Consider the following 22969-nt stretch of genomic DNA (forward strand, 5'->3'; position numbering starts at 1 on the left):
GAAGAAGGACATACGGTCTTACCCAAGGGGCACCGGATCGTAGAACCCAAAAGATGCCGTTGAGCACCCGTCGGTCATCGACGCGAGGCACGCCTCGCGGCTTGTTAGGTAGGAGAGGCGCAATTACGCGCCATTCAAAGTCGGTCAGATCATAGCAGCTCATCCCTGAATCTGAATCAGGTGGTGCAACGACAGGAAAGTCCCAGCGCCGAACGAGCCGATTTAGGCCGTCAGGTCGGGGATGAACGACCATTCTTCGGCCATGAACTCAAGCGTTTCATCGCGAAAATAATATAGGAAATGCCGAGAGCTAACGGTGTCTGCCCCGATCTTTTCCCAAGACACGGCATCGCGGTCAGGGTCGAGACCGATTAGCTCATAGAACTCGCCCCAACGAGGAGCCACACCGCTGTAACGACCATGGCCGCCTACCTTATACCATTCATGATCATTGGTGCTGTCCCAGCGCCAGCGGCTGCAACCAACAAATCTCAAAGTGCCCCATGTCTCATCAAATTTCGGGCTGGTCTTCGAAAACAGGCTCAACGCCCTGAGAATACCCGTCGGCTTTTTGTCGCGCACGGGTCTATACGACCGGAAACGGACGTTGACGGAGGAGCCCTCAACTGAAACCTGGGGCTCTGGCGCATTTGGTTCGGCCACCCAACCTTGGCCGAGTTGTAGTTTATCAAACTTGAGCATGGACTACGACTAGCCGACTTGCATGACCGATTCTACTCAATTTATGAGTTCACGGCCTAGTACATCCATGGATGTTGCCCGTCCCCGCACAGTGCGTCCAGCCTCTACCTTTGCTTGTTCACCACCTTTTGTTTGTGTGATTTTACCCGCGGCCAGTATGCGCGAAATTCTCGACGCTGGATCTCGCAGGCCTGAGCTTCCACAAGCGCAATCCGTTGTGCAAAACGAGGGATTTTGCATCTGATTTCATCTGTTTTCGAGATTACGTTGTGCAAAAAAAATCAATGTAAACAACGGACCGAAAGAATTTTAAGTCCCTTGCGTCTACCAGTTTCGCCACGCTCGCGTTCAACGATCGCAATAACTTAGCGAATCTGTTTTGGGAAGCTCTGCATACCCAATCGTGGCGCAATTTATCGCCATATATTGAAATGCTGCTGCATGTACTCGATGCACTGGCGATTGGCTTCGCTACGGACCGCACCCTCGATGGTGGCGAGGTATAGTGAGGCGACATCGTGTGCAGCGGTCGTCCGTGGTTCTTCCAGCCCAGCAGGGAGCCAGATCGGGATACCTTTCAGCGCAAGCATGCCGGACAACCAAACGTCATCGACTGCCCATATGACTTCAGGGATGTCATACGCGATATCATCGAAAAACTCTGGACGCACGACGGCACCGCCGAGCCCTTGAAGCACATCCACGTAGCCGCCCTTCGCAACCAACGTCGGCATCGGTTTCGGCTGGTCCAAACGCAACACCATGGAAGCGAACTTATGCCGTAGTCGGCGGGCGCGGAGCAAAAGATCCATTTTCCGTCTGCGCACTGCTTTCGGCACGATGGCGGAGGGTTTCGCAATATGGGTTGGCACGTCCTTGCCGATCAGGGCTACGCATTCCGCTGGTCGCTCGTCCTGTGCCGCGAACAACTGAGAGGCCCAATTGGGCGAGAACACCTTGTCGTCATCGCAGAACAGAATTTGTGCCTTTTTCCCACGGAGCTCGCGTGCGGCAAACAGCACCTTAGATGCAGGTCCCATGTCTTCTTCAGGTCGAACTATCGTGATCCCAGTGGGCACGGATGGAACGGATCCGTCGTAGTCAGGAAACCGCCGATAGCGTTTGGGAACGTAGAGCCGGATCTCATCCACTGCGCCGTTCTGCTTAACTAGGCTGTTAAGGGTCGGTGCAAGCTTGGCGAAACGTGGAGGGATGGTAGAGAGCGAGATGATGCGCAATGTAGTGGACATGCGGAACTGTAAGTCATTGATGGGAAGTTGGGTGGCACTATGCCATTCCGAGTTGAGTTAAGTCAACCAAGCCGACCAGTTAGAACGAGTGGGATAGGCGTGGCATCTGAATTCGGCGCCGTGCCCAGCCGACATTCAAACGTTGTGCGAACGAAAGGGTTCTTGATCATTTTTCATCTAATCTGCGAGCTATATTGAGAAAAATAGCTTGTAAAAAATGCAGCGTATGAATTGCGACATCTTGCGGTTGGCAGTTGCACCAAGCTTTTCCAGCGAAGACTCAGCCGATTAGTCGTCACCAAGCAGCTGCGTTTTTATCTCTGAGGTGCCAGCTGTGGATGTTGCGCACACGCGGGCAGCGAATATTCCCGCAGATGCGCCGAGGATCTTGACGAGCGCGTCGTGCAGGCGCGCGTGGCGCGTCGGCGACAGATATTGCAGATATTCGATCGCCAATGCGCCAAAGATTAGGAGAACGGCGACCGCGAGCCAATGCCTGGGATAGGCGACCGCGAACATGAAGCCGACCAACAAATAGGCGAGCGCGCGGTCGAGATTGACCGAGGTCACGGTATGCGGCCGCAGCCCGATCGGCGACAGCGTGACGAAAATAATGGCCGCGAGAAGCAGCCAGGCAGCCGGCTTTGCAAATTTACTTGATATCATCGGGGCGATGTAGCCGCATCGTGAGCGAATTGATAGCGCACAATTGCGTTATCCGACCAGCTTTGGAACTCCGATTTAAAAGATGACTTTTGAAGTAAACAATATCGTCGGATATGGGCTTTCTCGCTCCGCTCACTTGTGCGATAGCGAGAGCAAAACAGGAATGGACGAACGACCGTGACCAGACAGGATGTCGAGAGCGCCGAGGCGGCCATGCGCAGCCTCTTTCCAGCAACGCCACTGCAGCTGAACGAGCACCTGTCGGCGCGTTATGGCGCCGACATCTGGTTGAAGCGTGAAGATCTTTCGCCGGTGCGCTCCTACAAGATTCGCGGCGCCTTCAATTTCTTCCGCAAGGCGATCGCCATGGGCGCTGGCGGTAAGACCTTCGTCTGTGCCTCGGCCGGCAACCATGCCCAGGGCTTCGCTTTTGTCTGCCGCTATTTCGGCGTGCCTGGTGTTGTCTTCATGCCGGTAACGACGCCGCAGCAGAAGATCGACAAGACTCGCATCTTTGGCGCCGAGTTCATCACCATCAAGCTGACGGGCGACTTCTTCGATCAATGCTACCAGGCCGCCCGCGATCACGTCGAGGCGATCGACGGTGTGATGGTGCCGCCTTTCGACCATGCTGATATCATCGAAGGGCAGGCGACGGTCGCTGCGGAAATCCTGCAACAGCTGCCCGAAGGAACGCTACCTGATATGGTGGTGATGCCGGTGGGTGGCGGCGGCCTTGCGGCTGGCATCACCGGCTATCTCGATGGCCTCATGCCGAAATCCGGCTTCATCTTTACGGAGCCGGCCGGAGCGCCGAGCCTGAAGCGAAGTATTGACGCGGGGCGCTTGGTGACGCTCACCAAGGTTGACAATTTCGTCGACGGCGCGGCGGTGGCGCGGATCGGGGATCTGAACTTCGCCGCCCTGGAAACATTCCCGACCGGGCAGGTCATGCTGATGCCGGAAAACGCGATCTGCGTGACCATTGGCGAGATGCTGAACGTGGAGGGCGTTGTTCTCGAGCCGGCAGGGGCGCTGTCACTGACCGCGATCGCTGCAATGGATCCGGAAGTGCTGAGGGGCAAAACGGTCGTGGCCGTCGTTTCTGGCGGCAACTTCGATTTCGAGCGCCTTCCCGATGTCAAGGAGCGCGCAATGCGCTACGCCGGCTTGAAGAAGTACTTCATCCTGCGGATGCCGCAGCGGCCGGGCGCATTGCGCGATTTCCTGAACCTGCTCGGTCCGGACGACGACATCGCCCGTTTCGAGTATCTGAAGAAGACGGCTCGCAATTTCGGCTCGGTCCTCATCGGCATCGAAACCAAGGCGCCGGAGAATTTTGCGCAACTCATCGCGAACTTCGAGAATGCCGCCATCGGCTTCGAGGACATCACTGAAAACGAGATCCTCGCAAACCTCATCATTTAACTTTTCCGGCACGAGCTGCCATGATAAAGGCGGAGTATGGCTTCGATCTTCTCCAGCATTTTCTCAATGTTTTCAGGCGGCGGCAAATCTGCTGACGCTCCGGCAGGCGTCTCTTCCGAGCCGCAGCTCTACGGCGACTGCACGATCTACGCCGAGCCGCAGAAAGAGGGCGGCCAGTATCGCCTTGCTGGCCGGATCGAGAAGACGGTCGGTGGAGAAGTCCTCGTGCGCAACTTCATTCGCGCCGACATGTTTGGATCTTCCGACGATGCGATCGAGTGCACGGTGCGCAAAGCGCAACAGATCATCGATCAGAACGGCCCGTCGTTGTTCAGCGATGGTGCAAAAATTCGTCAGGTCTGATCCGCTTCCGACGCGGTCTCTCCGGTGTCTGACGTGACGGTATTAATCCTCACGTAATCTTAAAGGATTGCGAGGAATCTTGGTGTTCGCAGCCTTGCAGGACGGCCACGTGCCTTACACCACACACGGACAGCCACTCATGTTCGCCGCCGCTGATTCTTGGCGCGGCGCGCCGCCTCTGGCGTTGGTGCGCTGGCTGGGGAGAGAGGCGCCTGATGCAAGCCTTTAATCTGCTGCTGTTTGTCATTGAGGCCGTTGGCTATTTCACGCTCATGGTGACGCTGCTGCATTTTCGCCAGCGCCTTGGCCTGGGTGTGTTTCTCACAGCCCTCGGCGTCATGCATTTCATGGAGACTTACCTCGCGGCCGTGTTTTATGTCGCGCTGCCATTCGGCGTTGCGTCGCCCGGTTCGTCGGTGTTCTTCGCCGGCAAGCTGATGATGATCCTCATGCTGTATCTGCAGGAGGATGCCGCTACGGTTCGCCAGCCGATCTACGGCCTGTTTCTCGGCAATATCCTGACGGTCGCCGTAGCGTGGCTGCTTCAGTTGCATACGCCAATCGATCAGCCGCGCGGGTACGGCGCGAACTTCGATTTCCTCAAGGAAATGGGCTGGCTCATGGTCTGGGGAACAACGCTTCTGTATCTCGATTCCATCGGCATTATCCTCCTGTACGAGCGTCTCGGCCGCTATTTGAAGCGCAGGATCATCCTACGGTTCATGATCTGTGGCTTTGTCCTCCTAACTTTCGATCAGATCGGGTTCTTCGGTGCATTGCACTATTTCCTCGAGATTCCGGCCTCCGCCTTCTGGGACGGGTGGAGGGCAAAGATGTTCGCCGTCTGCATCTATACGGCGCTCTTTGCCGTCTACGAGATTTGGATACGCCGCGACGGCGTTCCCGCGAGCGTGCGGCCGATCAGCGATGTCTTCAGTGACCTGACTTTCCGGGAGCGCTACAACGACCTGCTGAACCGGACGGGTAGGGACGTTCTGACGGGTGTCTACGACCGTACGCGCATGGAGATGGAGGCGCCGGTCATGGTCCGCGAAGCGTTGCGGCAAGGGCAGTTGGCTACTGTGATCATTCTGGACGCAGACCATTTCAAGGACGTTAATGACCGCTTCGGGCATCTGCAGGGAGATGAGGTGTTGAAGGCGATCACGCTTCGCCTCGGGACCATTTTGCGATCGGCCGACCGCGTGTTCCGCTTTGGCGGCGAGGAATTTGTCGCGGTCTGCCCGGCAACCGACCATGCCGAGGGAATGCGACTTGCCGAACGCTTGCGCTGGACGATCGCAAGCAGCGTCAAGACGCCGGATGGCAAGCCGGTGACCGTCAGCATCGGCGTGGCGACAGCCGATACCGACGGCGTGAGCTTCACAACCGTCCTTTCGGCTGCCGATGAGCGGCTTTATCAGGCAAAGAAAGGCGGCCGCAATTGCGTTGTTGGCAAGCCTGGGCTTGTGAAGACGGGCTAGCGATTACCCGGCGCGGAAAATCTTGGCACCGGAGGGTGCGCCCGTCGCGCCGCCGTCGACCACGATCTCGATCCCTGTGACGTTGGTCGAATCACTTGAGGCGAAATAGAGCGCAGCCTTGGCAATTTCCTCCGCTTCGTTCATTCGTCCGAGCGGACTCATGCCGCCCAGTCGGGCTTCGAGCGCGGACATTGCATCGGCCGTGGATGCCATTGGCTGCCAGATCGGTGTCTTGGTGCCGCCGGGCGTCACCTGATTGACACGGATACCATGCGGTGCAAGCTCGGACGCCATATTGCGGGTCATGGCGCGCACAGCACCCTTTGTGGCGGCATAGGCCGACCAGCCAGGCGCACCGAGCACCGCATGCACGGATCCGTTGAGGATGACAGAACCGCCATCGTTCAGATGCGGAAGAGCCGATTGGACCGTGAAGAAGACGGCGGTCAGGTTGGTAGTGATGATGGCGTTAAATTGCTCCAGTGACGTCCCGCCAAGTGGCGTAGCACCGCCAATACCCGCATTCGCAAAAAGCACGTCAAGCTTGCCGAATTTAGCAGCTGCTTCTGCAAATACCCGTTCCGTGGCCGCTACATCAGTAACGTCGAGCTTCAGCGCGAGCACGTTGCCGCCTAGCGCCTTTTCGGCCGCGGCGAGGGTCTCGGTGTTGCGCCCCGTAATGATCACCTTGGCCCCTTCATCGAGGAAGACCTTGGCGGTCGCAAGACCGATGCCACTATTTCCGCCCGTGATGAGGGCGACCTTATTCTGCAGACGCATTGCATAACTCCTCTTGGAAATTTTCCTGATCTGGATTACGATCAACATCCATAAGGATTATGATTGTAATCTTTGTAAGTCAACCGATCCCGGGAGAGAATTTCATGGGCCACTCACAGCAGGATAAGCGCAAGACGCACGAGAGGATCGTCGAGATTGCTTCGAAACGTTTGCGCGAGAAGGGTCTTGAAGGCGTCGGGGTCGCGGATCTGATGAAGGAGGCGGGGCTGACGGTCGGTGGCTTCTACAAGCATTTTGCGTCGCGTGACGAGCTGGTCGCCGAGGCGATGCAGGCAGCCTTTGGCTCCTGGGCCGCGAAAGTGCGGTCCGAAGGGCGGGCGCCGGCGGACATCGCGCTGGAGGAATATACGGCCAGCTATCTGAGCCGGGAACACCGAAACGATACGGCCGGAGGGTGCCCGTTCGCAGCCCTCACGGCTGATATCGCGCGCGGTGGGGAGAGGTGTCGATCGCTCGCGACCGATCAGATGAAGACGAACTTGCACAACATGCAGGCGCGCATGGCTGCGGCCAATGAAACAGAGGCGCGCCGCAAGGCGATTATCACGTCCTGTCTCATGATCGGCGCACTCGGCCTCGCACGGATCGCGAACGATGAAGTCCTCGCTAGCGAGATACTCGATACTGTGAAGGCTTTCGTGAACGAACTCGGCACAAAATGAAACGGCCGGTGAGAGCCGGCCGTTTCAACATCAGTCTGGACACCAATTACGCGGCGAGGGCGATTTCCTCGGCGCGAGCCTTGGCAGCGCCAATTGCCTTTTCCGCAGCTTCCGGGCCAAAGGCGAGACCTTCGACGTAAATAGTTTCGATGTCGGTGATACCGAGGAAGCCGAGAACCGACTTCAGATACGGAACAGCATGATTCATGCCGGCGGCCGGTCCCTGCGAGTAAACGCCGCCGGAGGCGAGAACGACGTAGACCTTCTTGCCGGTAGCAAGGCCAACCGGGCCGCTTTCGGTGTACGTGAAGGTGAGGCCGGCGCGAGCGACATTGTCGATCCAGGTCTTCAGCGACGAGTAGATGTTGAAGTTGATGAGACCGGTGCCGATGACGATCGTGTCCGCTGCGAGCAGTTCGGCGACGAGCTCGTCGGAGGTCTTCACTGCGGCGGCTTCGGCGGCGGTGCGGTCATCGGCCGGCTTGCGGATGGCAGCGGTGAAGAGATCGTCGATATGCGGGAGCGGGTTGGCGGCGAGGTCGCGACGAACGACAGCGCTGCCCGGCTGCTGAGCCTTGATCTTCTCGACGAGGTCAGCCGCGATCGTGGTGGAAAGCGAGTCTACGCGGGGGCTGGAAGTCAAAAGCAGGATGGACGACATGATTGAATTTCCTCTCGAATTGGGTTCTGCGGCACGTCTTGGGAGCTTCGAGCCGCTGTTTCGAGGCAGAAAATAGGACTGGCTGGCTATCGAAAAAACTGTGATAATGTCGATCAAAAGCATCGATAGATTGGATGGTAAATGCTTCCGAATCCGACATTGGACCAGCTGCAGGTGTTTCTCACCGTTGCGGAAACGGGCAGCTTTTCGGCCGCTTCGCGCTCGCTAAACCGCGCTCAATCGGTCATCAGCTACACAATCGCCAACCTCGAGGCTCAATTGGAAGTGGCGCTCTTCGAGCGCTCCGGCGCAAGGCAGCCGAAGCTGACGGAGGCGGGCAAGGCGCTTCTTGAGGATGCGCGGCGGCTTGTCTCGGATCTCGAGGTGATGCGTGCCCGCGTGAAAGGGCTGAAGGAAGGGCTGGAGGCCGAAGTCTCCGTGGCGATCAGCGTCATGGTGCCGTCGCACGCGGTCGTCGACGTGCTGCGCGGGTTCCGTGACAAGTTCCCGTCCGTGGCGCTCAGTTTGACGGTGGGTGAACTCGGTGTGGTGATGGATCTCGTTTTGAGCGGCAAAGCAACGATAGGCATCGGCGGCGCTCTGCTGAAGCAACACGATGCGCTTGCAGCAGAACAAATCGGACATTCCTTCATGATGCCCGTTGCCGCGCATGATCATCCGCTGGCGAAGATCGGCAGACCGCTGACCCTGGCGGATGTCCGTGAGGAGACGCAGTTGGTGGTGACGGACGCGTCTGGTTTGACAAAGGGCCGTGATTTCAATGTGCTTTCCTATAAGACATGGCGGGTGAGCGACATTGCGACGAAACACTCCCTCATTCGCGGTGGGCTTGGTTGGGGCGGCTTGCCCGCCTCGCTTATTCGCAACGATCTGAGAAGCGGTGCTTTGGTCCATCTCGACTTGCCTGCTTTCGAGCAGGGAGAATATCCGCTCTATGCCATGAGACGGATCGCCAGCCCGCCTGGTCCGGCGGCAAGCTGGATGATCGAAGCGTTTCGGGTAAGGCTGGAGCAATGCCCCAGGCACGCCGATTTTACGGCCCAACTGGCTGAGCTATCGCCGCCCGATTTACCGATTGCCGCCGAGTAAGAGGACGCGGATTCCCGCGCCTTCCCATTCCGCGCTGAAAACCTCCTGAAGCTCACATCGAGAGTATCAGCCTGAACTTCGAGAATCCGTCAGTGCCTTCACCGGCGTCCTCGATTTTGACGCTCTCCACATCCGCGAGAAATTGCTTGGCTTTAGGACCGCTCTGGAAGACCGTCGTCGTCCCCGGCAGCGGTTTGAAGCTCCAGTTGCCGTCGGCCGACGGATTGATCGTCCCCTGCTCGTGGACGAAACGGACAATGACGTCGCGGTTCGTGTCCGGCGCCTGGAAGACGACCTTGTCGGCCGCAATTTCCGGAAACTTGCCACCGCCGCCGGCGCGGTAATTGTTGGTGACGACCAAGAATTTCTGCTTGAGATCAATGGGCTTACCGTCGAATTGCAGATTCTGGATGCGGTTTGCATCGGCATTGTTCAGCTTGCCGTCATCATCGAACCGGCGCGGCTGCGATAGATCGATCTGGTAGGTGACGCCGTCGATCACATCGAAGTTGTAGGATGGGAAGGCGTTGTTCAGCAGTTCGGCATCCTTTGAGCCCGGCTTCACCTCGTTGAACATGGCGGCTGACATTTCCAGCCAGTTCTTCACCTGCTCGCCAGTAATGGCGACCGCCTGGACTGTGTTCGGATAGAGGTAGAGGTCAGCGACGTTCTTGATCGCGATGTCGCCGGCAGGCACGTCCGTATAGTAGTCCGCGCCGCCGCGGCCACCCGCCTTGAACGGCGCCGCCGCCGAAAGCACCGGCAGGTCTTTGTATTCGGTGTCGGCGAGCATCTGCTTGATGTACCAGGTTTGCGCCTGGCTGACGATCTGAACCGACGGATCGTCGGCGACCAGCGCGAAATAGGAGTAGAGCGGGGCTGAGGTCTTGCCGACGGGGGTGCGCACGTAAGCGAGCGTTGCCTCGTGCTCGGCCTTTGCAGCATCGATGACGTCCTTCTTGTCGACCACATCGGCGACGACTTTCTTTTTGTCATCGCGGTGGTAGATCGGCCGAGCTTCGGAGGTGAAGTCAACGATCCTCCAGCCCTTGCCGTCCTTCTCCAGAAGGAGATCGATCAGGCCGAGATGCGAGCCCCAGAAGCCGGCCATGACGGCGGGCTTGCCGTACAAGGTGCCTTTCACCGGATCGGCGTTCTGGATGCCATCCCAGGTCTTGGGGCCGGGGAAGACAAGGTGCTGGTGGCCGGTGAAAATTGCGTCGATTCCATCGACGGCGGCGAGATGCAGGGAGGCATTTTCCATCTTCTCGGAGGCTGCCGCACCGTCGATGCCGGAATGCGAGAGCGCGATGACAATATGTGCGCCTTCCTGCTTCATGACCGGCACCCAGGCCTTAGCAGCTTCGACGATGTCGCGCGTCTGCGCCTTGCCTTCGAGGTTCTTGATATCCCACAGCATGATCTGCGGCGGCACGAAGCCAATGAAGCCGATCTTGACCATGTTCTCGTTGCCGGCACCGTCCCTGATGGTCTTTCCGACGATGATGTAGGGCTTGAAGAACAGCTCATCCTTCGTCGGATCCGATGCGAGCTGGCCCTTTGTCAGGTTTGCGCAGACGAACGGAAAGTTTGCCCCGTTCAGCACCTTGAACATGAAGTCGAGGCCATAGTTGAATTCGTGGTTGCCGAGCGTGCCGACGGTGTAGCCGAGCGTGTTCATGGCCTTGATGACGGGATGCACATCGCCGTCCTTCATCCCGCGCTGATAGGCCATATAGTCGCCCATCGGGTTGCCCTGCAGCACGTCGCCGTTGTCGATCAGCAGCGAGTTGGCAGCTTCCGCCCGGATGTTGTCGATGATCGTCGCGGTGCGCGCCAGACCCATCGTATCGTTCGGTTTGTCGGCATAGTAGTCGTAGGGAAAGACGTTGACGTGAATGTCGGTCGTTTCCATCAGGCGCAGATGAGCCTGATTGGCGGCTGCGCGCGCGCTAAAGGGATGAAGCAGGACGAGTGCAGACGTGGCAGCGATGCCGCCAAGCAGAGAGCGACGGGTCATTGGTGGCAGATCGAGAATGGAAGACATGAAAACTCCTTCGAAAATCACGCATCGCCCGGCCCGCGGGCGAGATTATGGTGATTTGCGAAGGAGTAAACCCTAAAAATGACAGGGCGATTATCGCGTCAGGACTGGTTTTACTTCCTTGTGGAAGAACCGGAAATATGACGCCACCTGCGCGCGGGCATTGGAATTCGGATCGAACTGAATTCCCAGACGGCCATTGTGGCTCCAGCGGATGATGCCGTGCAGCGTGCCGAGATCATCGGCAAGAACCTGTACACGGCTGCCGGAAGCGGCATGAATCGGCGCCCGGATTTCGACGGCCATGCCGGTAACCGACATGTCGAGGATGCGGGCATCCACTTCTTTGGTGAGATAGCGGACCTTACCGAATATGCGGCAGGACCGGCGTTCGGCCTTGCGGGTAATGATATTCAGATTGCGCTGCATGTTACGCTCCACCAGAAACATACAGATGAATTCTATGGGACGAACGTTGAGAATGCTTTAATAGCTCGATCTAAAATTGCCGAGATTCCTGTTGCCGACGCGATCTGCGTGCAACGACCTGTTCCCGCCATACGGTGAAAATGCCCGCCGCGACGACGATGACGGAGCCGATGATCATGGTGAGGTTCAGCTTCTCGTTGTAGATCACGACGCCGATGATCGATGCATAGACGAGCTGCAGATAGGTCAGCGGCTGCACGGCGGTGGCATCCAGCATGTCGTACGCACGGATGAGGAAATAGTGGCTCGATATGCTGGTCATGCAGACAAGTGCCATCCATACCCAATCCCAGCCCGACATCCAGGTCCAATAGAAAGGGCCGACCAGCGTCATGGCGATGCCGCCGACGACGCCCGTGTAGAAGAAGCTCGTCATGGCCGAGTCGTCCCGGCTGACAAGGCGCGTGGCGATGACATAGAAGGCGAACAGGAAGCACGAGAAGACGGCAAGCAGAAGCTTGACATCGAAGAATTCGCCTTCCGGCTTCAGGATCAGCAGCACCCCGACGAGACCCGCACCGATTGCCGTCCAGCGACGCCAGCCGACCCGTTCGCCAAGGATAGGCATCGAGAGCAATGCAATGAGAATCGGGGTTGCCGAGAAGATCGCCTGCGAGTGGGCAAGACCGATCAGGGCAAAGCAGTTGATGACGACAACGACCTGAGCGGCCAGCAAAACACCCCGGATCACCTGCAGCAGCGGCCTCTTTGTGTTGGCCGTCTGTTTCAAGCCACCCCTCATCCTGCTAGCAAGCGCTACGGTGAAGGCGGCAAAGGCCCAGTAGCGGATCATGGTAACGAAGACGGGTGGGTAGGCGGATGCCAGATGCTTCGAGATGCCGTCCTGCAGCGAGAAGATGGTGATCGCCAACAGGACGAAAACATAACCTTGGGTCTTGGATTTCATGCGTGCGTCTTGCTGCGGGGGATCAGGCAGGGGTAACGAAGCTGCTGCTCCGATGCAAGAACTGTCTGCCGATTTTGGCTCTCTGTCAAAGCCCGACATTTGGCCTGTCGATGACTTCCCGCAAGGCAAAGCTGGAATTGATCTTGACGACGTGTGGAAGCGCCGAGAGCCAGTCGCGATGGATGCGCTCGTAGTCCTCCAGGTCACGGGCGGCGACTCGGAGAATATAGTCGTATTCGCCGGACATCAGGTAGCAGACGAGGACGTTCGGACAGCGCTTAACGGCGGCCTCGAATTCGGAAAGCGTTTTCGCAAACTGGCCCGACAGGGAAATGTGCACCACCGCGATCATCTTATAGTCGAGCGCCTTGTGAGAGACGTGCGCGTGGTAGCCGCTGATGACGCCGCTTTTCTCCAGTATATCAAGCCGCCGAGAGCAGGCCGATGCCGACAAGCCGACCTTGGCCGCAAGATCGGCGTTGGTAATGCGGGCATTGGACTGAAGTGTCTTCAGAATCGCAAGATCGATGGTGTCGAGTTCGGACATTCGAAGGACTTTCGATTATTTGCTCGAATTTGCAATAATCTTCGAAAATCAGTGTCGGCGCAAACCTTCTTTGCAAGGACATTTCGTGGCCGTGGTGGTTGGATTTCCTCGTCAAAACACTCCGCCAAGCGGACAAAGAGAGAGGAACGCCTAATGCGTGTCGGTTGCCCGAAGGAAATCAAGAATCATGAATATCGTGTCGGCCTGACACCTGCATCCGTTCGTGAATATGTCGCCCATGGCCATGAGGTCTGGGTTGAAACCAAGGCAGGCGCTGGCATTGGTGCCGATGATGCCGCCTACGCGGCCGCTGGCGCAAAGATTGCTGCCTCGGCCAAGGAAATCTTTGAGAAGTGCGACATGATCGTAAAGGTCAAGGAGCCGCAGCCCTCCGAATGGGCGCAGCTTCGCGATGGCCAGATTCTCTATACCTATCTTCACCTCGCGCCCGATCCGGAACAGACCAAGGGCCTCCTCGCCTCCGGCGTCACCGCTGTTGCCTATGAGACTGTAACAGATGACCGCGGCGGCCTGCCGCTCCTTGCGCCGATGTCCGAGGTCGCCGGACGCCTGTCGATCCAGGCGGGCGCGACCGCGCTGCAAAAGGCGAATGGCGGCCTTGGCATCTTGCTTGGTGGCGTGCCCGGCGTGCTGCCGGCCAAGGTTGCGGTGATCGGCGGCGGCGTCGTCGGTTTGCATGCAGCCAGGATGGCGGCGGGCCTCGGTGCCGACGTCAGCATCCTCGACAAGTCTCTGCCGCGCCTGCGCCAGCTCGACGATATCTTCGGCGGTCGCGTCCATACCCGCTATTCCAGCATTCAGGCCCTGGAAGAGGAAGTGTTCTCGGCAGACCTCGTCATCGGCGCTGTGCTCATTCCGGGAGCCGCCGCACCGAAGCTCGTCACCCGCGAAATGCTGTCGGGGATGAAGCGAGGCTCCGTGATCGTCGACGTCGCCATCGACCAGGGTGGCTGCTTCGAGACGTCGCATGCAACGACCCATTCCGAGCCGACCTACGTTGTCGATGACGTGGTGCATTATTGCGTTGCCAATATGCCAGGCGCCGTGCCGGTCACTTCGGCCCATGCCCTGAACAATGCGACGCTGGTTTATGGGCTGGCGCTTGCGGACCGTGGGCTGCGTGCAATCGCGGAGGATCGTCACCTCAGGAACGGTCTCAACATCCATAAGGGCCGCGTCACCAATAAGCCGGTGGCCGAAGCTTTAGGCTATGAAGTCTACGCCCCGGAAAGCGTACTGAACGTAGCGTAATTCCCATCACGTTACGTGAGGCAGGGCCGATCGCATTCTCCTGCGATCGGCCCTTTTTGCTGTCATCTGTCGATACGGCACTGATAGCAGTTGTTGCGCGCTGACCGCACGTGCACGTAGGCGATCTCCGGCCGCTCGAGGAGTTGGGCCGCATAGGAGCGAATGTCGGGTGTCAATGTTACCGCGCCTGTGCCGTAGACAATGCGGTTTTCGGCATTGTAGCCGCGCACGATGAAATCGGGGCTGGTCAGAACCGGTGGTAGGACCTCTTCGGCGACATAGCGCCCGCACGGTTGCTTGTGGAGAAAGACAGGGCCGGTTTCAGCATAGGGCTGAAGCTCGGGAAACGGCCGGTATGCAAAAACCAGCAGTTCCTCGCCCGCATCGATGTTGTTCAGGCAGTGACGGCAGGGGTAGCCCGGGCCGTCTGAGACCATCGTCTCGGGCAAGAAACCGTAGGCATCTGTACCGCCGTTCCAAAGATTTTCGGCGTCGGCAGTGGGCATGGCGGAAAAGCGGATGTCGGTCATTGCAGATCTCCTTGCTGATTGCCATGAGATGCGCCTTTGCAGGCGCGCAAGCCACCCGATTCCTGCGCAAGCGCCTCCAGCCAGAGTTCCGTTTGGCCTGCTCAACAGCCCTTCTTACTCAGCTCCAGCAGTTCCTTGTCGCTGAGCGGCCGGACGATGCCCGCGCCGGTGGAGACCGGAGAAAAGCCGAACATCTGGTAAAGCTGGAGCGCACGCGGGTGATCGAGATTGTTGGTCGTCGTCGTCACTCGCTTCGGATTGAGCGTCCAGATCGCATAGAGTGCCTGCAGCAGGAACCACTTTCCGATCCCGAGACCAAGTGCATGCTCGATCAGCCCGAAGTGGCAGAGCTCGATGGTGTCCTCATCCTCGACGAAATATTCATAGAAACCGGCGGGTGCGCCATTCACATAGAGCACGCTGATATTGTTGCGCTTATCATGCAGCGCCCTGGCCAGGTCCTCGTCCACCATCCGTATCCGATCCACCCACTGCCACCGGGCCCCGACCTGGCGGTAGAGATAGCGGTAGAAAGGCAGCGGAATATCGGGAGCGCGCATGATCGCCGTCTGGATGTTGATGGGCACCGGCAGGCTTGCCTTCGGCGGTGCCGTCATTTCCAGGCGCGTAATATGGGCTTTCAGGGACGAGGGGGCCTTCACCATCGCGTCAGGCTTTGACCGGTTCTGGCGGGCCAGTGACGACGGGCGTGTCGTCCCGGCCACCCCATTCGCTCCAAGAGCCGTCGTAGAGCTTGTTGTCGGCATGGCCGAGCGATTCCAGCGCCAGCGTAATGATCGCGGCTGTGATGCCTGAGCCGCAGGACGTGACGACGGGCTTCGACAGGTCTATGCCCGCGTCCTCGATCGTCTGCTTGAGTTCCGGCAGCGACTTGAAGCGGCCCTGGTTGGCGAAGACACCCGACGGCAGGTTTCGCGCACCCGGCATGTGACCGGAGCGCATGCCAGCGCGCGGCTCAGGCTCGAGCGCTGCAAATCGGCCGGCGCTTCTGGCGTCGGCTATCTGTAGGGCGGCGCTCGCAACGATATCCCGCATTGTGTCGAGAGTGACGACCCGCGAGGCGTCGTAGGTCGGCCTAAATACCTTGGGCTCATAGTGCGGCACGGTTGTCTCAAGCGGTCGACCCTCAGACTTCCATCCGTCAAGGCCGCCGTCGAGAACGTACACATTCCGCGCGCCCATCACGCGAAACAGCCACCAGACGCGCGGCGATGCGAACATTCCGATCCCGTCGTAGACGACGATGCGGTTGTTTTCACCGATGCCGAGTTTTCCGACCTCAGTTGCGAAAAGCTCAGGCGAGGGAATGGTGTGCGGCAGCGGTACGGAATGATCCGCGATTTTGTCCTGATCGAAGCGGACGGCACCAGGGATGTGGCCGGCGGCATATTCCGCGTCGGCATCACGCTTCTGCGCCGGCAAATAAAAGGACGCATCTAGGACGCGCAAATCCGGCTTGCCCAATGCCGCCTGCAGCCAATCGGCCGAAACGACGAACCGGCTCTTCTCTTCGCTCATTCTGCTCTCCCTAGGCTTCAAGCTTCGTCGCCGGGAGCGCCGAAGCGAATTCGGAAGCGGCGGTTTTCCTTGCCCTTCTTCTCGATCTTGGCAATGTGAATCTGGCCGACTTCCTGTGTTTCGGACACATGTGTGCCGCCGCAAGGCTGGCTGTCAATCGCAGAGTTTTCGCCGATGCAGACAAGGCTGACCCGGCCTAGGCCGATCGGCGGGCGAACATTCTTGGATTTGACGATGCCCGGATTGGCGGCAAGCTCCTCGTCGGTGATCCATTGCAGGTAGACCGGATGGTTCTGCCGCACCAGTTCCATCAGTTTTTCGGTCACGTCGTCCTTGTCGATTGTCTCGGTCATATCGAAGTCGACACGGCTTTCGTCTTCGCCAACGGCCGCACCGGTGATCGGATAGGAGCAGACCACCGAGAGCAGATGACAGGCGGTATGCATTCGCATCAGCTTGTAGCGGCGCGGCCAGTCGACGTGCAGCACCAGCTTTTCGCCGACAACTGGCTTGGTCTCACCTTCGAGCGGCACATGGACGACGATGTCCTTGCTTGCCCCATGCTTTGTCTGTGCGAGCGCGATCTTGCTGCCGTCGGCGCGCTCGAGAAAGCCGGTATCGCCCGGCTGGCCTCCCGATGTCGCATAGAAGCAGGTCTGATCCAGCTCAATGCCCCCGTCTTCGTGAATGGCGGTTACAACCGCCTCGCATGTGGAAAGATAGAAATCGTCACGATAGAGGGCATTGACGGGCATGGGGTCTCACGCTGCTGGTTCGTACGGGATCTGTATGTCTTGCGTCTTGGCGAGCCACGCCGGGACGGGCAAGCCCTTCGAGGTTAGGAAATCCGGGTTGAAGAGCTTGGACTGATAGCGGTTGCCGTAGTCGCAGAGGATGGTCACGATGGTATGGCCGGGACCGAGCTCTTTAGCAAGGCGCACTGAGCCAGCAATGTTGATCCCCGTCGATCCGCCCAGGCACAATCCTTCATGTTCGACGAGGTCGAAGACGTAGGGCAGGGCTTCGGCATCCGAGATGCTGTAAGAGAAATCGGGCGTAAAGCCTTCCAGGTTTGCCGTGATGCGGCCCTGACCGATTCCTTCGGTGATCGAGGAACCAGCGGATTTAAGTTCGCCGTTCTTGTAGAATTCGTAGAGCGCGGCTCCGTCGGGATCGGCAAGGCCGATCTTGATGTCATTGCTGAAGGCTTTGAGGCCGGCTGCCACGCCCGCAAGCGTCCCGCCCGAGCCAACGGAGCAGATGAAGCCGTCGACTTTGCCGTTCGTGTCGTTCCAGATTTCGCGGGCCGTCGTTTCAATATGCGCCTGCCGGTTGGCGACATTGTCGAACTGGTTTGCCCAGATCGCGCCGTTCGGGTCCGCCTTCGCCAGCTGCTCGGCAAGCCTTCCGGATACCTTCACGTAGTTGTTCGGGTTCTTGTAGGGAACGGCGGGCACCTCGACGAGCTCGGCACCGAGCAATTTCAGGGCGTCCTTCTTTTCCTGGCTCTGGGTCTCCGGGATGACGATGACGGTTCGGTATCCAAGCGCCTTTGCAACGACGGTCAAGCCGATACCGGTATTGCCGGCCGTCCCCTCGACGATAACGCCGCCCGGTCTCAGCAAACCTTTCTTCTCTGCATCGCGAATGATGTAAAGCGCGGCGCGATCCTTGACCGACTGGCCCGGATTGAGAAATTCCGCTTTACCGAGAATAGTGCAGCCGGTCGCTTCCGACGCGCCCTTGAGCTTGATCAAGGGGGTGTTGCCGATTGCCTCTAGAACGGACGGATAGACGGTCATGGACTCTGCCTCTTTTGAACGCTTAGTTTAGGAACGGTCTTTTCCCTTCACAAGGCTAGGTTGGCAAGAAATGCTATTCCATCCCTTTGAGCGCAGCGACAAAATTAGACTTCATCGTGGTCCAGGGCGCTTGAGCCAGAGCCGTTTGCGACCGTCGTGATCCGGAGATTGACTTTCAACGTACGGATGCTGACAAAGCAATCTATAAAAGCGGAAATCACCGAAACCGTCATGGTTCACGAGCATATCGACACGGTCGATGCACTGATGGCGCATTACGTCGCCGGATCTCTTCTTGAGCCGGCGCGGGTGCTCGTGGAATCGCATCTCGAAATGAAGGCAGATCATCGTCTGCTCGTGAGCGATCTTGAAGCCCTGGCTGGTGAGGCTCTCGAGCAGATACCGGAGACTGCGATCGGCGATCGCGAGGCACGGCTCGCTGCCGTCTTCGCCTCCGCGCCGCCGGCCGAAGATCACGCGCCAGCCGATCTACAGGCACACGGGGGCTTCTTCCCGAAGGCGATTCGCAATCTGGTCGGTTATGATGTGGATACAGTGCCTTGGAAGACGAAGCTTCCAGGCTTCAAGGAATACTCCACCGACATCGATGGCTGCGAAGTCAGGCTGATGTGGATCAAGGCCGGCCGGGCGCTGCCCGCGCATACCCACAAGGGAATGGAACTCACCTTAATCCTGGACGGCGCGTTCAACGACGCACGCGGCCGTTTCGGACCTGGCGATATCTCGGTAGCAGACGAGAGCGTCGACCATCGGCCGATCGCCGAAAAGGACCGTCCCTGCATCGCGTTTTCGGTTCTCGATGCGCCGGTCAAGCTGACCGGATCTTTGCGTCAGCTGATAGGTGACCTGATCGGCTGAAAGCAGCCACAATGGCGTGATATTGCGTTGAATCCGGGAGATGGCGAGGAACTCCCGGACCTGTTTTGACGTTCAGAAAACAGCCCGGAGGATATGTGCCATGCAAGACTTTGTCGCTCGTCCAGAACACGGAATTGCCTGGATTTCGGGTGCGAGTTGCGGAATTGGGCGAGCGTTGGCACTCAAGCTCGCGGGAGACGGATACAAGGTCGCTGTCACCGCTCGCGATCATGAAAAGCTTGCCGAATTGCAGGTCGAGGCTTCCGATCTGCCCGGCAGCATCATCGTGCTGGACGGAGATGTCACCAACGCCGAAGACATGGAGCATGTGCTCGCTTCAATCGAATATGAACATGGTGCGCTCGCGTTGGCGGTCTTTAACGCCGGCGTTTATCTCCCCGTCCATGCGGAGGAGTTGAAGCTTACTGATTTTGAGCAGAGTTTCGCGGTCAATCTGCAGGGCGTTGTGAATTGCCTCGTCCCTGCGGTGCGGCACATGAAGGCGAAGGGGCAGGGGCAAATTGCCATCGTCGCGTCTGTTTCAGGCTACGGCGGCCTGCCGACAGGTGCGGCCTACGGCGCCACAAAAGCCGCCTTGATCAATATGGCGGAGAGCCTCAAATTCGATCTCGACAAGATGGGCATACGCATCCAGCTCATCAATCCGGGCTTCGTCGATACGTCCACGATGAAGAGAAACCAATTTCCCACGCCCTCGCTGGTGTCGGTGGGGGAGGCAGCAGAACAAATTTCGGCGGGCCTCAAGTCTCAAAGCTTCGAGATTAGCTTCCCGAAGCGCTTCACCTACATGATGAAGCTCGTCAATCTCCTGCCTTACAATCTCTATTTCTGGGTAGTGAATCGCTTCACAGGCTGGCGGGAGCGGCCGCTAGAAAAGCATGCGCGGCCGGGCCTAGCGCATCCTGCAGAGTAGTCTTCGACGTCGGAGGCAAGGACGAGGCGGATGGCGGCCAGACAGGAGGTCATCTGTCGAACAGGCCGCCACCCGCTCTCGCAGCTCCGCGAAAAGACGACCTGGCGGACGTCTATATTTCTAGCGCGGAAGCCTGCTTCACAATAAAATGAACAGAATTTCCAGAGCCCTTAAAGCGCTCATCAAAGCCCATGGGCGAACGCGCTCCCATACCGACAAAAACGCTCGCGCCATTCGGCAAGTGTAGTCTAACCCGAAACCAAAGTCCCTGACCAGTGACAAATTCACCTTCCAGCCAAGTTCGGCTGGGTGACCCTGCGTCGGCGTTTTGTTCTTGGCGCGAAACTACGGTAGGCGTGGAACAGACGTCTCTGCCTTCGTGGAGAGAGTTTCTGGAGGTTCAAGCGCAAGAAAAGGGCCGGTCATCCCGGCCCTCTTGGAAGCCGGCCATCGGCCCGATCAGTTGTCGTATTCGCGGCAGGGGGGACTGATGGATGCGCCACTCTCGCCGCCACGGGTATCAATACCCGAATTTACCTGTGGCATACCCGGGCAATCCATTGCCTTGGGCTGGGGTGTGATGCTCTGCGTGGTCGTCGGGTCAACCGGAGCGACAGTGATCGGATGTGTGCCGTTATCGCCGCTCGTATAGTCGCCTCAGTAGGTGCTGGAGCTGGGATTTGTAGAACCGCCATTCGTTGGGCCGATTGGATCGGGATTGGATTAGGCAAAGGCGGAGGTTGCCAGACCCGCAGCAAGAATTGCCGCGCTATCATCGGACTACGCATGGGAATTTCCTCTTGTCGTCGTTTTTCGTTTGGGTGACATGGCAAAGCCCATCGGCAAAAGCATTGTTGCGAAGTTTTTATCCACCCAAGCGGGGAGGCGGCTATTATTGTTTTGCGGCAGGAACGGAAAAACGCGATCGCTGTCTTTTGGTTCCGGCAATGAAAGCCGACGATGAGGTTACTGCGCCACGACTGCCGGCGGTCGCCAAGTGCCCTTTCCAGCCGGCAGGATTGATGGCGCTTCGGTTTTTGGCCAGTACAGGCGCATCACCAAATAGATCGTGTCATCCGGCGCCGGCAGCCAATTTGTTTCCTTGTCAGGACCGGGACTGTCTTTCTGGATGTAGAGGGTGAGCGAACCATCCTCGTTCTTCTTCATGCCGGGCAACATTGGCGAGTTGATCAGGTACCGATTGATCGGGTTCTTGATCAGGAGCTGGCTCTTGCCGTCGTACATGGTCACCGACCAGAAGGAGTTCACCGGTGGGAGTTGCCCTGCCGGGAAGGTGATCGTGTAATTGTGTTTGCTTCCATCGAGCGTCCGACCATCGCTATCCACCCGCGTGTACGGATAGGTCGCTTCCGCTGGATCATTGCCGTAAATGCCCGCTTGAGCGGCGACAGCACGCTTCAGCCAGTTACCGTTGTAGTGGGCGCTATCTCCGGGAAGACCGCTAACCCGCCAGCCATTAATCGCCTTACCAGCATCGGCGACAGCCTTGTCGACTTTCCGCTGGCCCGACTTCATGCCGAGGCCCATCTCCAGCTTATGCTTCATTGGCAGGTCTCTGAAGTTGAAAGTCTTGCCAGGACCAACACCGATGCGCGCCAGCTTGGCGCGGATCTCCTTCTCATTGCTCTGCGCCGGCGCGAAGTGCAGAGCGAAATCGAGATAATCGAAGAAGTTGGTCTTCACGAGGTCCTTGTCGATCTTGGGGAAGTCGACGGTTGACGCGCCCGGCGGCGGCGTCTGCTTCAGATAGGCCGATAGCATTTGCACCTTATAGCCAGCCTGCACCTTCTTGACGTTATCGAGATCATCCGGGCCAAAAAGCTGGGTGCGATAGCCCGCGAGGGAAAACTCTGTGCTCGAACGGAACACCTGCTTGATGCCCGCCGGGGTGTCACCCTTCCAGTCAGGCCCGACCACCATGTAGTCGCCGGCATCGCTCCCTGTGGCTCGGGTGCCGATATAGCCGTAGTTGTAGGTATTGCCGTCACAGAGCATGACCGAGTAGTAGCGCTTGGAGTCGATCGCCGGCACCGACAGTACCACCGGCTCTGCCCGCAAATCCATCCAGATGAAGGAATAGGGCGTGTCGCTGTTCGGCGTGACGATTGCTGTATCTTTATAGGTGTAAACGTTGGGCTCGTTCTTGATTTGGTTGAACGGCGCTTTGAACTGCCCTGAATTCCGATCTACCGCGTACTCGTACATGATGGCGTAGTTCATCACCAGCGGCAGGCCGTAGATGAAGCCATCCTCGGCTATATCCTTGGCCTCCACCAGGCCGGGCCATTCGGTTTTGTTTTTCGCGCTGACAGGAGTGAAACTGGCTGTTGTGGCGGCTATTCCTGCCATCGCGGCAGAGGTAAGCAGATCACGCTTCGTAAGCATCGGAACATCTTCCTTTCGTTTCTCACCGCTCGTGTAAGTAGCAGGAAAGGTCGATGATCCTCGCAACCTTAGGAATAACAAGTAATTTACTGTAACATACTAGTAGGACGGGCCTTTAAGCGCTCGCACAACGATATTGGTTCCACATCCCGCAAAAAGAGCCCCGCATGGGTACTAGCAGGACAAGGAAGCGTGACGTGAAAAAGAACGGCAGGGATGCCAGAGCCTACCGTCTACTAAAGTCCCAGTTGGTCGCACTACTCCGCGCTTGAAAAATCGAACCCTATGTCCATCGCACCCCATGCCTCATAGTTTTCCTTTGGCAGCGATGAAAATGGCGAGGCTCGGCGAACCGCGCGAATAAGCGCCTCTGTGGCCGCATTTCGTGTGGCCTTGTCGCCCCCTGTTGCTTCCAAGGCTTGGATTCCTGTAATCGCGCCGCTCCTATCCAGAAGCACTCGGACTTTGACTTTCACGCCATTGGCGGCCGCCA

At 58.2% G+C, this 22969-nt stretch carries 23 protein-coding genes and 4 pseudogenes; 8 read left to right on the forward strand and 19 right to left on the reverse strand.

The window, feature by feature from the left end; translation table 11 throughout:
• From PMI09_RS30235 to PMI09_RS10805, 4 genes are all read right to left on the reverse strand, one after another.
• On the reverse strand, positions 1–163 hold a 163-nt coding region (locus PMI09_RS30235), incomplete at its 3' end, for a transposase (protein ID WP_157213362.1).
• 59 nt (positions 164–222) lie between these two features.
• Positions 223–702, reverse strand: a complete 480-nt coding sequence (locus PMI09_RS10795; RefSeq protein WP_007792804.1) for a hypothetical protein — start codon at positions 700–702, stop codon at positions 223–225.
• Positions 703–1115: 413 nt separating this feature from the next.
• A complete protein-coding gene (locus tag PMI09_RS10800; RefSeq protein WP_007792806.1) occupies positions 1116–1952 on the reverse strand; it encodes a glycosyltransferase in 837 nt (278 codons plus the stop codon).
• A 288-nt stretch (positions 1953–2240) separates the two neighbouring features.
• Complete coding sequence (locus PMI09_RS10805) at positions 2241–2618, reverse strand: VanZ family protein (RefSeq protein WP_007792808.1); 378 nt, start codon at positions 2616–2618, stop codon at positions 2241–2243.
• A 177-nt stretch (positions 2619–2795) separates the two neighbouring features.
• Here PMI09_RS10805 and ilvA point away from each other — a divergent pair, with 177 nt between their 5' ends.
• The 3 genes from ilvA to PMI09_RS10820 all read left to right on the forward strand — a co-directional run bounded on the left by ilvA (position 2796) and on the right by PMI09_RS10820 (position 5893).
• On the forward strand, positions 2796–4046 hold the full coding sequence (ilvA, locus tag PMI09_RS10810) for a threonine ammonia-lyase (protein WP_037082723.1): 1251 nt from the start codon (positions 2796–2798) through the stop codon (positions 4044–4046).
• Between the two features lie 36 nt (positions 4047–4082).
• The gene (locus PMI09_RS10815; RefSeq protein WP_007792812.1) at positions 4083–4409 is read left to right on the forward strand and encodes an HlyU family transcriptional regulator; all 327 of its coding nucleotides are present in this window, start codon (positions 4083–4085) and stop codon (positions 4407–4409) included.
• A 212-nt stretch (positions 4410–4621) separates the two neighbouring features.
• Positions 4622–5893 carry a GGDEF domain-containing protein gene (locus PMI09_RS10820; RefSeq protein ID WP_193385391.1) on the forward strand — a complete coding sequence of 424 codons (1272 nt, stop codon included), beginning with the start codon at positions 4622–4624 and terminating at the stop codon, positions 5891–5893.
• A 3-nt stretch (positions 5894–5896) separates the two neighbouring features.
• Here the strand turns inward: PMI09_RS10820 and PMI09_RS10825 are convergent, their stop codons facing one another.
• Entirely contained in the window at positions 5897–6673 is a 777-nt protein-coding gene (locus PMI09_RS10825; protein WP_007792815.1) for an SDR family NAD(P)-dependent oxidoreductase, read from the reverse strand.
• Between the two features lie 104 nt (positions 6674–6777).
• Here PMI09_RS10825 and PMI09_RS10830 point away from each other — a divergent pair, with 104 nt between their 5' ends.
• On the forward strand, positions 6778–7356 hold the full coding sequence (locus PMI09_RS10830) for a TetR/AcrR family transcriptional regulator (protein WP_007792818.1): 579 nt from the start codon (positions 6778–6780) through the stop codon (positions 7354–7356).
• A 46-nt stretch (positions 7357–7402) separates the two neighbouring features.
• On the opposite strand, the gene PMI09_RS10835 is transcribed toward PMI09_RS10830, so the two are convergent.
• Entirely contained in the window at positions 7403–8017 is a 615-nt protein-coding gene (locus PMI09_RS10835; protein WP_007792820.1) for an FMN-dependent NADH-azoreductase, read from the reverse strand.
• Between the two features lie 141 nt (positions 8018–8158).
• Between PMI09_RS10835 and PMI09_RS10840 the strand changes: the two genes are divergently transcribed.
• Positions 8159–9127: a LysR family transcriptional regulator gene (locus PMI09_RS10840; protein ID WP_007792823.1), complete on the forward strand. Its 969-nt coding sequence runs from the start codon at positions 8159–8161 to the stop codon at positions 9125–9127.
• Between the two features lie 52 nt (positions 9128–9179).
• Here PMI09_RS10840 and PMI09_RS10845 read toward each other — a convergent pair whose 3' ends face one another.
• The 4 genes and pseudogenes from PMI09_RS10845 to PMI09_RS10860 form a co-directional block, all read right to left on the reverse strand.
• Complete coding sequence (locus tag PMI09_RS10845; protein ID WP_007792826.1) at positions 9180–11174, reverse strand: bifunctional 2',3'-cyclic-nucleotide 2'-phosphodiesterase/3'-nucleotidase; 1995 nt, start codon at positions 11172–11174, stop codon at positions 9180–9182.
• 99 nt (positions 11175–11273) lie between these two features.
• Positions 11274–11600: pseudogene (locus tag PMI09_RS10850) on the reverse strand (PilZ domain-containing protein); the annotation flags it as partial.
• A 70-nt stretch (positions 11601–11670) separates the two neighbouring features.
• Positions 11671–12567: a DMT family transporter gene (locus tag PMI09_RS10855; RefSeq protein WP_007792833.1), complete on the reverse strand. Its 897-nt coding sequence runs from the start codon at positions 12565–12567 to the stop codon at positions 11671–11673.
• A gap of 85 nt (positions 12568–12652) precedes the next feature.
• Positions 12653–13114 carry an Lrp/AsnC family transcriptional regulator gene (locus PMI09_RS10860; protein WP_007792837.1) on the reverse strand — a complete coding sequence of 154 codons (462 nt, stop codon included), beginning with the start codon at positions 13112–13114 and terminating at the stop codon, positions 12653–12655.
• A 153-nt stretch (positions 13115–13267) separates the two neighbouring features.
• Between PMI09_RS10860 and ald the strand changes: the two genes are divergently transcribed.
• A complete protein-coding gene (ald, locus tag PMI09_RS10865) occupies positions 13268–14386 on the forward strand; it encodes an alanine dehydrogenase (protein WP_007792839.1) in 1119 nt (372 codons plus the stop codon).
• Between the two features lie 62 nt (positions 14387–14448).
• Here ald and PMI09_RS10870 read toward each other — a convergent pair whose 3' ends face one another.
• The 5 genes from PMI09_RS10870 to PMI09_RS10890 form a co-directional block, all read right to left on the reverse strand.
• Complete coding sequence (locus PMI09_RS10870) at positions 14449–14916, reverse strand: DUF1203 domain-containing protein (RefSeq protein ID WP_007792842.1); 468 nt, start codon at positions 14914–14916, stop codon at positions 14449–14451.
• A gap of 101 nt (positions 14917–15017) precedes the next feature.
• On the reverse strand, positions 15018–15581 hold the full coding sequence (locus PMI09_RS10875) for a GNAT family N-acetyltransferase (RefSeq protein WP_037082727.1): 564 nt from the start codon (positions 15579–15581) through the stop codon (positions 15018–15020).
• 4 nt (positions 15582–15585) lie between these two features.
• The gene (sseA, locus tag PMI09_RS10880) at positions 15586–16455 is read right to left on the reverse strand and encodes a 3-mercaptopyruvate sulfurtransferase (RefSeq protein ID WP_007792849.1); all 870 of its coding nucleotides are present in this window, start codon (positions 16453–16455) and stop codon (positions 15586–15588) included.
• Between the two features lie 17 nt (positions 16456–16472).
• A complete protein-coding gene (locus PMI09_RS10885; RefSeq protein WP_007792851.1) occupies positions 16473–17210 on the reverse strand; it encodes an alanyl-tRNA editing protein in 738 nt (245 codons plus the stop codon).
• Positions 17211–17216: 6 nt separating this feature from the next.
• Entirely contained in the window at positions 17217–18257 is a 1041-nt protein-coding gene (locus PMI09_RS10890) for a cysteine synthase A (protein WP_007792853.1), read from the reverse strand.
• Between the two features lie 231 nt (positions 18258–18488).
• On the opposite strand from PMI09_RS10890, the gene PMI09_RS10895 reads away from it, so the two are divergent.
• Positions 18489–19136, forward strand: coding sequence for a ChrR family anti-sigma-E factor (locus PMI09_RS10895; protein WP_157213363.1), 648 nt, complete (start codon positions 18489–18491; stop codon positions 19134–19136).
• Between the two features lie 100 nt (positions 19137–19236).
• Positions 19237–20070, forward strand: coding sequence for an SDR family NAD(P)-dependent oxidoreductase (locus PMI09_RS10900; RefSeq protein ID WP_007792859.1), 834 nt, complete (start codon positions 19237–19239; stop codon positions 20068–20070).
• An 86-nt stretch (positions 20071–20156) separates the two neighbouring features.
• On the opposite strand, the pseudogene PMI09_RS32150 reads toward PMI09_RS10900, so the two are convergent.
• The 4 genes and pseudogenes from PMI09_RS32150 to PMI09_RS31860 all read right to left on the reverse strand — a co-directional run.
• A pseudogene (locus PMI09_RS32150) lies at positions 20157–20394 on the reverse strand (SAM-dependent methyltransferase); the annotation flags it as partial.
• 135 nt (positions 20395–20529) lie between these two features.
• Positions 20530–20832: pseudogene (locus tag PMI09_RS32625) on the reverse strand (hypothetical protein).
• Between the two features lie 204 nt (positions 20833–21036).
• Positions 21037–22476 carry a DUF1254 domain-containing protein gene (locus PMI09_RS10905; RefSeq protein ID WP_007792861.1) on the reverse strand — a complete coding sequence of 480 codons (1440 nt, stop codon included), beginning with the start codon at positions 22474–22476 and terminating at the stop codon, positions 21037–21039.
• 257 nt (positions 22477–22733) lie between these two features.
• Positions 22734–22969: pseudogene (locus tag PMI09_RS31860) on the reverse strand (hypothetical protein); the annotation flags it as partial.

Origin of the sequence: Rhizobium sp. CF122 (assembly GCF_000282035.1) — a bacterium.
In the GTDB taxonomy this organism is placed as follows: domain Bacteria; phylum Pseudomonadota; class Alphaproteobacteria; order Rhizobiales; family Rhizobiaceae; genus Rhizobium.

Excerpts from the sequence above, each read along its gene's own strand:
- ald (WP_007792839.1), top strand. The coding sequence starts at position 13,268 with ATGCGTGTCGGTTGCCCGAAGGAAATCAAGAATCATGAATATCGTGTC.
- PMI09_RS10860 (WP_007792837.1), bottom strand. The coding sequence starts at position 13,114 with ATGTCCGAACTCGACACCATCGATCTTGCGATTCTGAAGACACTTCAG.
- PMI09_RS10830 (WP_007792818.1), top strand. The coding sequence starts at position 6,778 with ATGGGCCACTCACAGCAGGATAAGCGCAAGACGCACGAGAGGATCGTC.
- PMI09_RS10825 (WP_007792815.1), bottom strand. The coding sequence starts at position 6,673 with ATGCGTCTGCAGAATAAGGTCGCCCTCATCACGGGCGGAAATAGTGGC.
- PMI09_RS10870 (WP_007792842.1), bottom strand. The coding sequence starts at position 14,916 with ATGACCGACATCCGCTTTTCCGCCATGCCCACTGCCGACGCCGAAAAT.
- PMI09_RS10795 (WP_007792804.1), bottom strand. The coding sequence starts at position 702 with ATGCTCAAGTTTGATAAACTACAACTCGGCCAAGGTTGGGTGGCCGAA.
- PMI09_RS10905 (WP_007792861.1), bottom strand. The coding sequence starts at position 22,476 with ATGCTTACGAAGCGTGATCTGCTTACCTCTGCCGCGATGGCAGGAATA.
- PMI09_RS10835 (WP_007792820.1), bottom strand. The coding sequence starts at position 8,017 with ATGTCGTCCATCCTGCTTTTGACTTCCAGCCCCCGCGTAGACTCGCTT.
- sseA (WP_007792849.1), bottom strand. The coding sequence starts at position 16,455 with ATGAGCGAAGAGAAGAGCCGGTTCGTCGTTTCGGCCGATTGGCTGCAG.
- PMI09_RS10855 (WP_007792833.1), bottom strand. The coding sequence starts at position 12,567 with ATGAAATCCAAGACCCAAGGTTATGTTTTCGTCCTGTTGGCGATCACC.
- PMI09_RS10805 (WP_007792808.1), bottom strand. The coding sequence starts at position 2,618 with ATGATATCAAGTAAATTTGCAAAGCCGGCTGCCTGGCTGCTTCTCGCG.
- PMI09_RS10845 (WP_007792826.1), bottom strand. The coding sequence starts at position 11,174 with ATGTCTTCCATTCTCGATCTGCCACCAATGACCCGTCGCTCTCTGCTT.
- PMI09_RS10895 (WP_157213363.1), top strand. The coding sequence starts at position 18,489 with ATGGTTCACGAGCATATCGACACGGTCGATGCACTGATGGCGCATTAC.
- PMI09_RS10840 (WP_007792823.1), top strand. The coding sequence starts at position 8,159 with ATGCTTCCGAATCCGACATTGGACCAGCTGCAGGTGTTTCTCACCGTT.
- PMI09_RS10800 (WP_007792806.1), bottom strand. The coding sequence starts at position 1,952 with ATGTCCACTACATTGCGCATCATCTCGCTCTCTACCATCCCTCCACGT.
- PMI09_RS10815 (WP_007792812.1), top strand. The coding sequence starts at position 4,083 with ATGGCTTCGATCTTCTCCAGCATTTTCTCAATGTTTTCAGGCGGCGGC.
- PMI09_RS10890 (WP_007792853.1), bottom strand. The coding sequence starts at position 18,257 with ATGACCGTCTATCCGTCCGTTCTAGAGGCAATCGGCAACACCCCCTTG.
- PMI09_RS10900 (WP_007792859.1), top strand. The coding sequence starts at position 19,237 with ATGCAAGACTTTGTCGCTCGTCCAGAACACGGAATTGCCTGGATTTCG.
- PMI09_RS10885 (WP_007792851.1), bottom strand. The coding sequence starts at position 17,210 with ATGCCCGTCAATGCCCTCTATCGTGACGATTTCTATCTTTCCACATGC.
- PMI09_RS10875 (WP_037082727.1), bottom strand. The coding sequence starts at position 15,581 with ATGGTGAAGGCCCCCTCGTCCCTGAAAGCCCATATTACGCGCCTGGAA.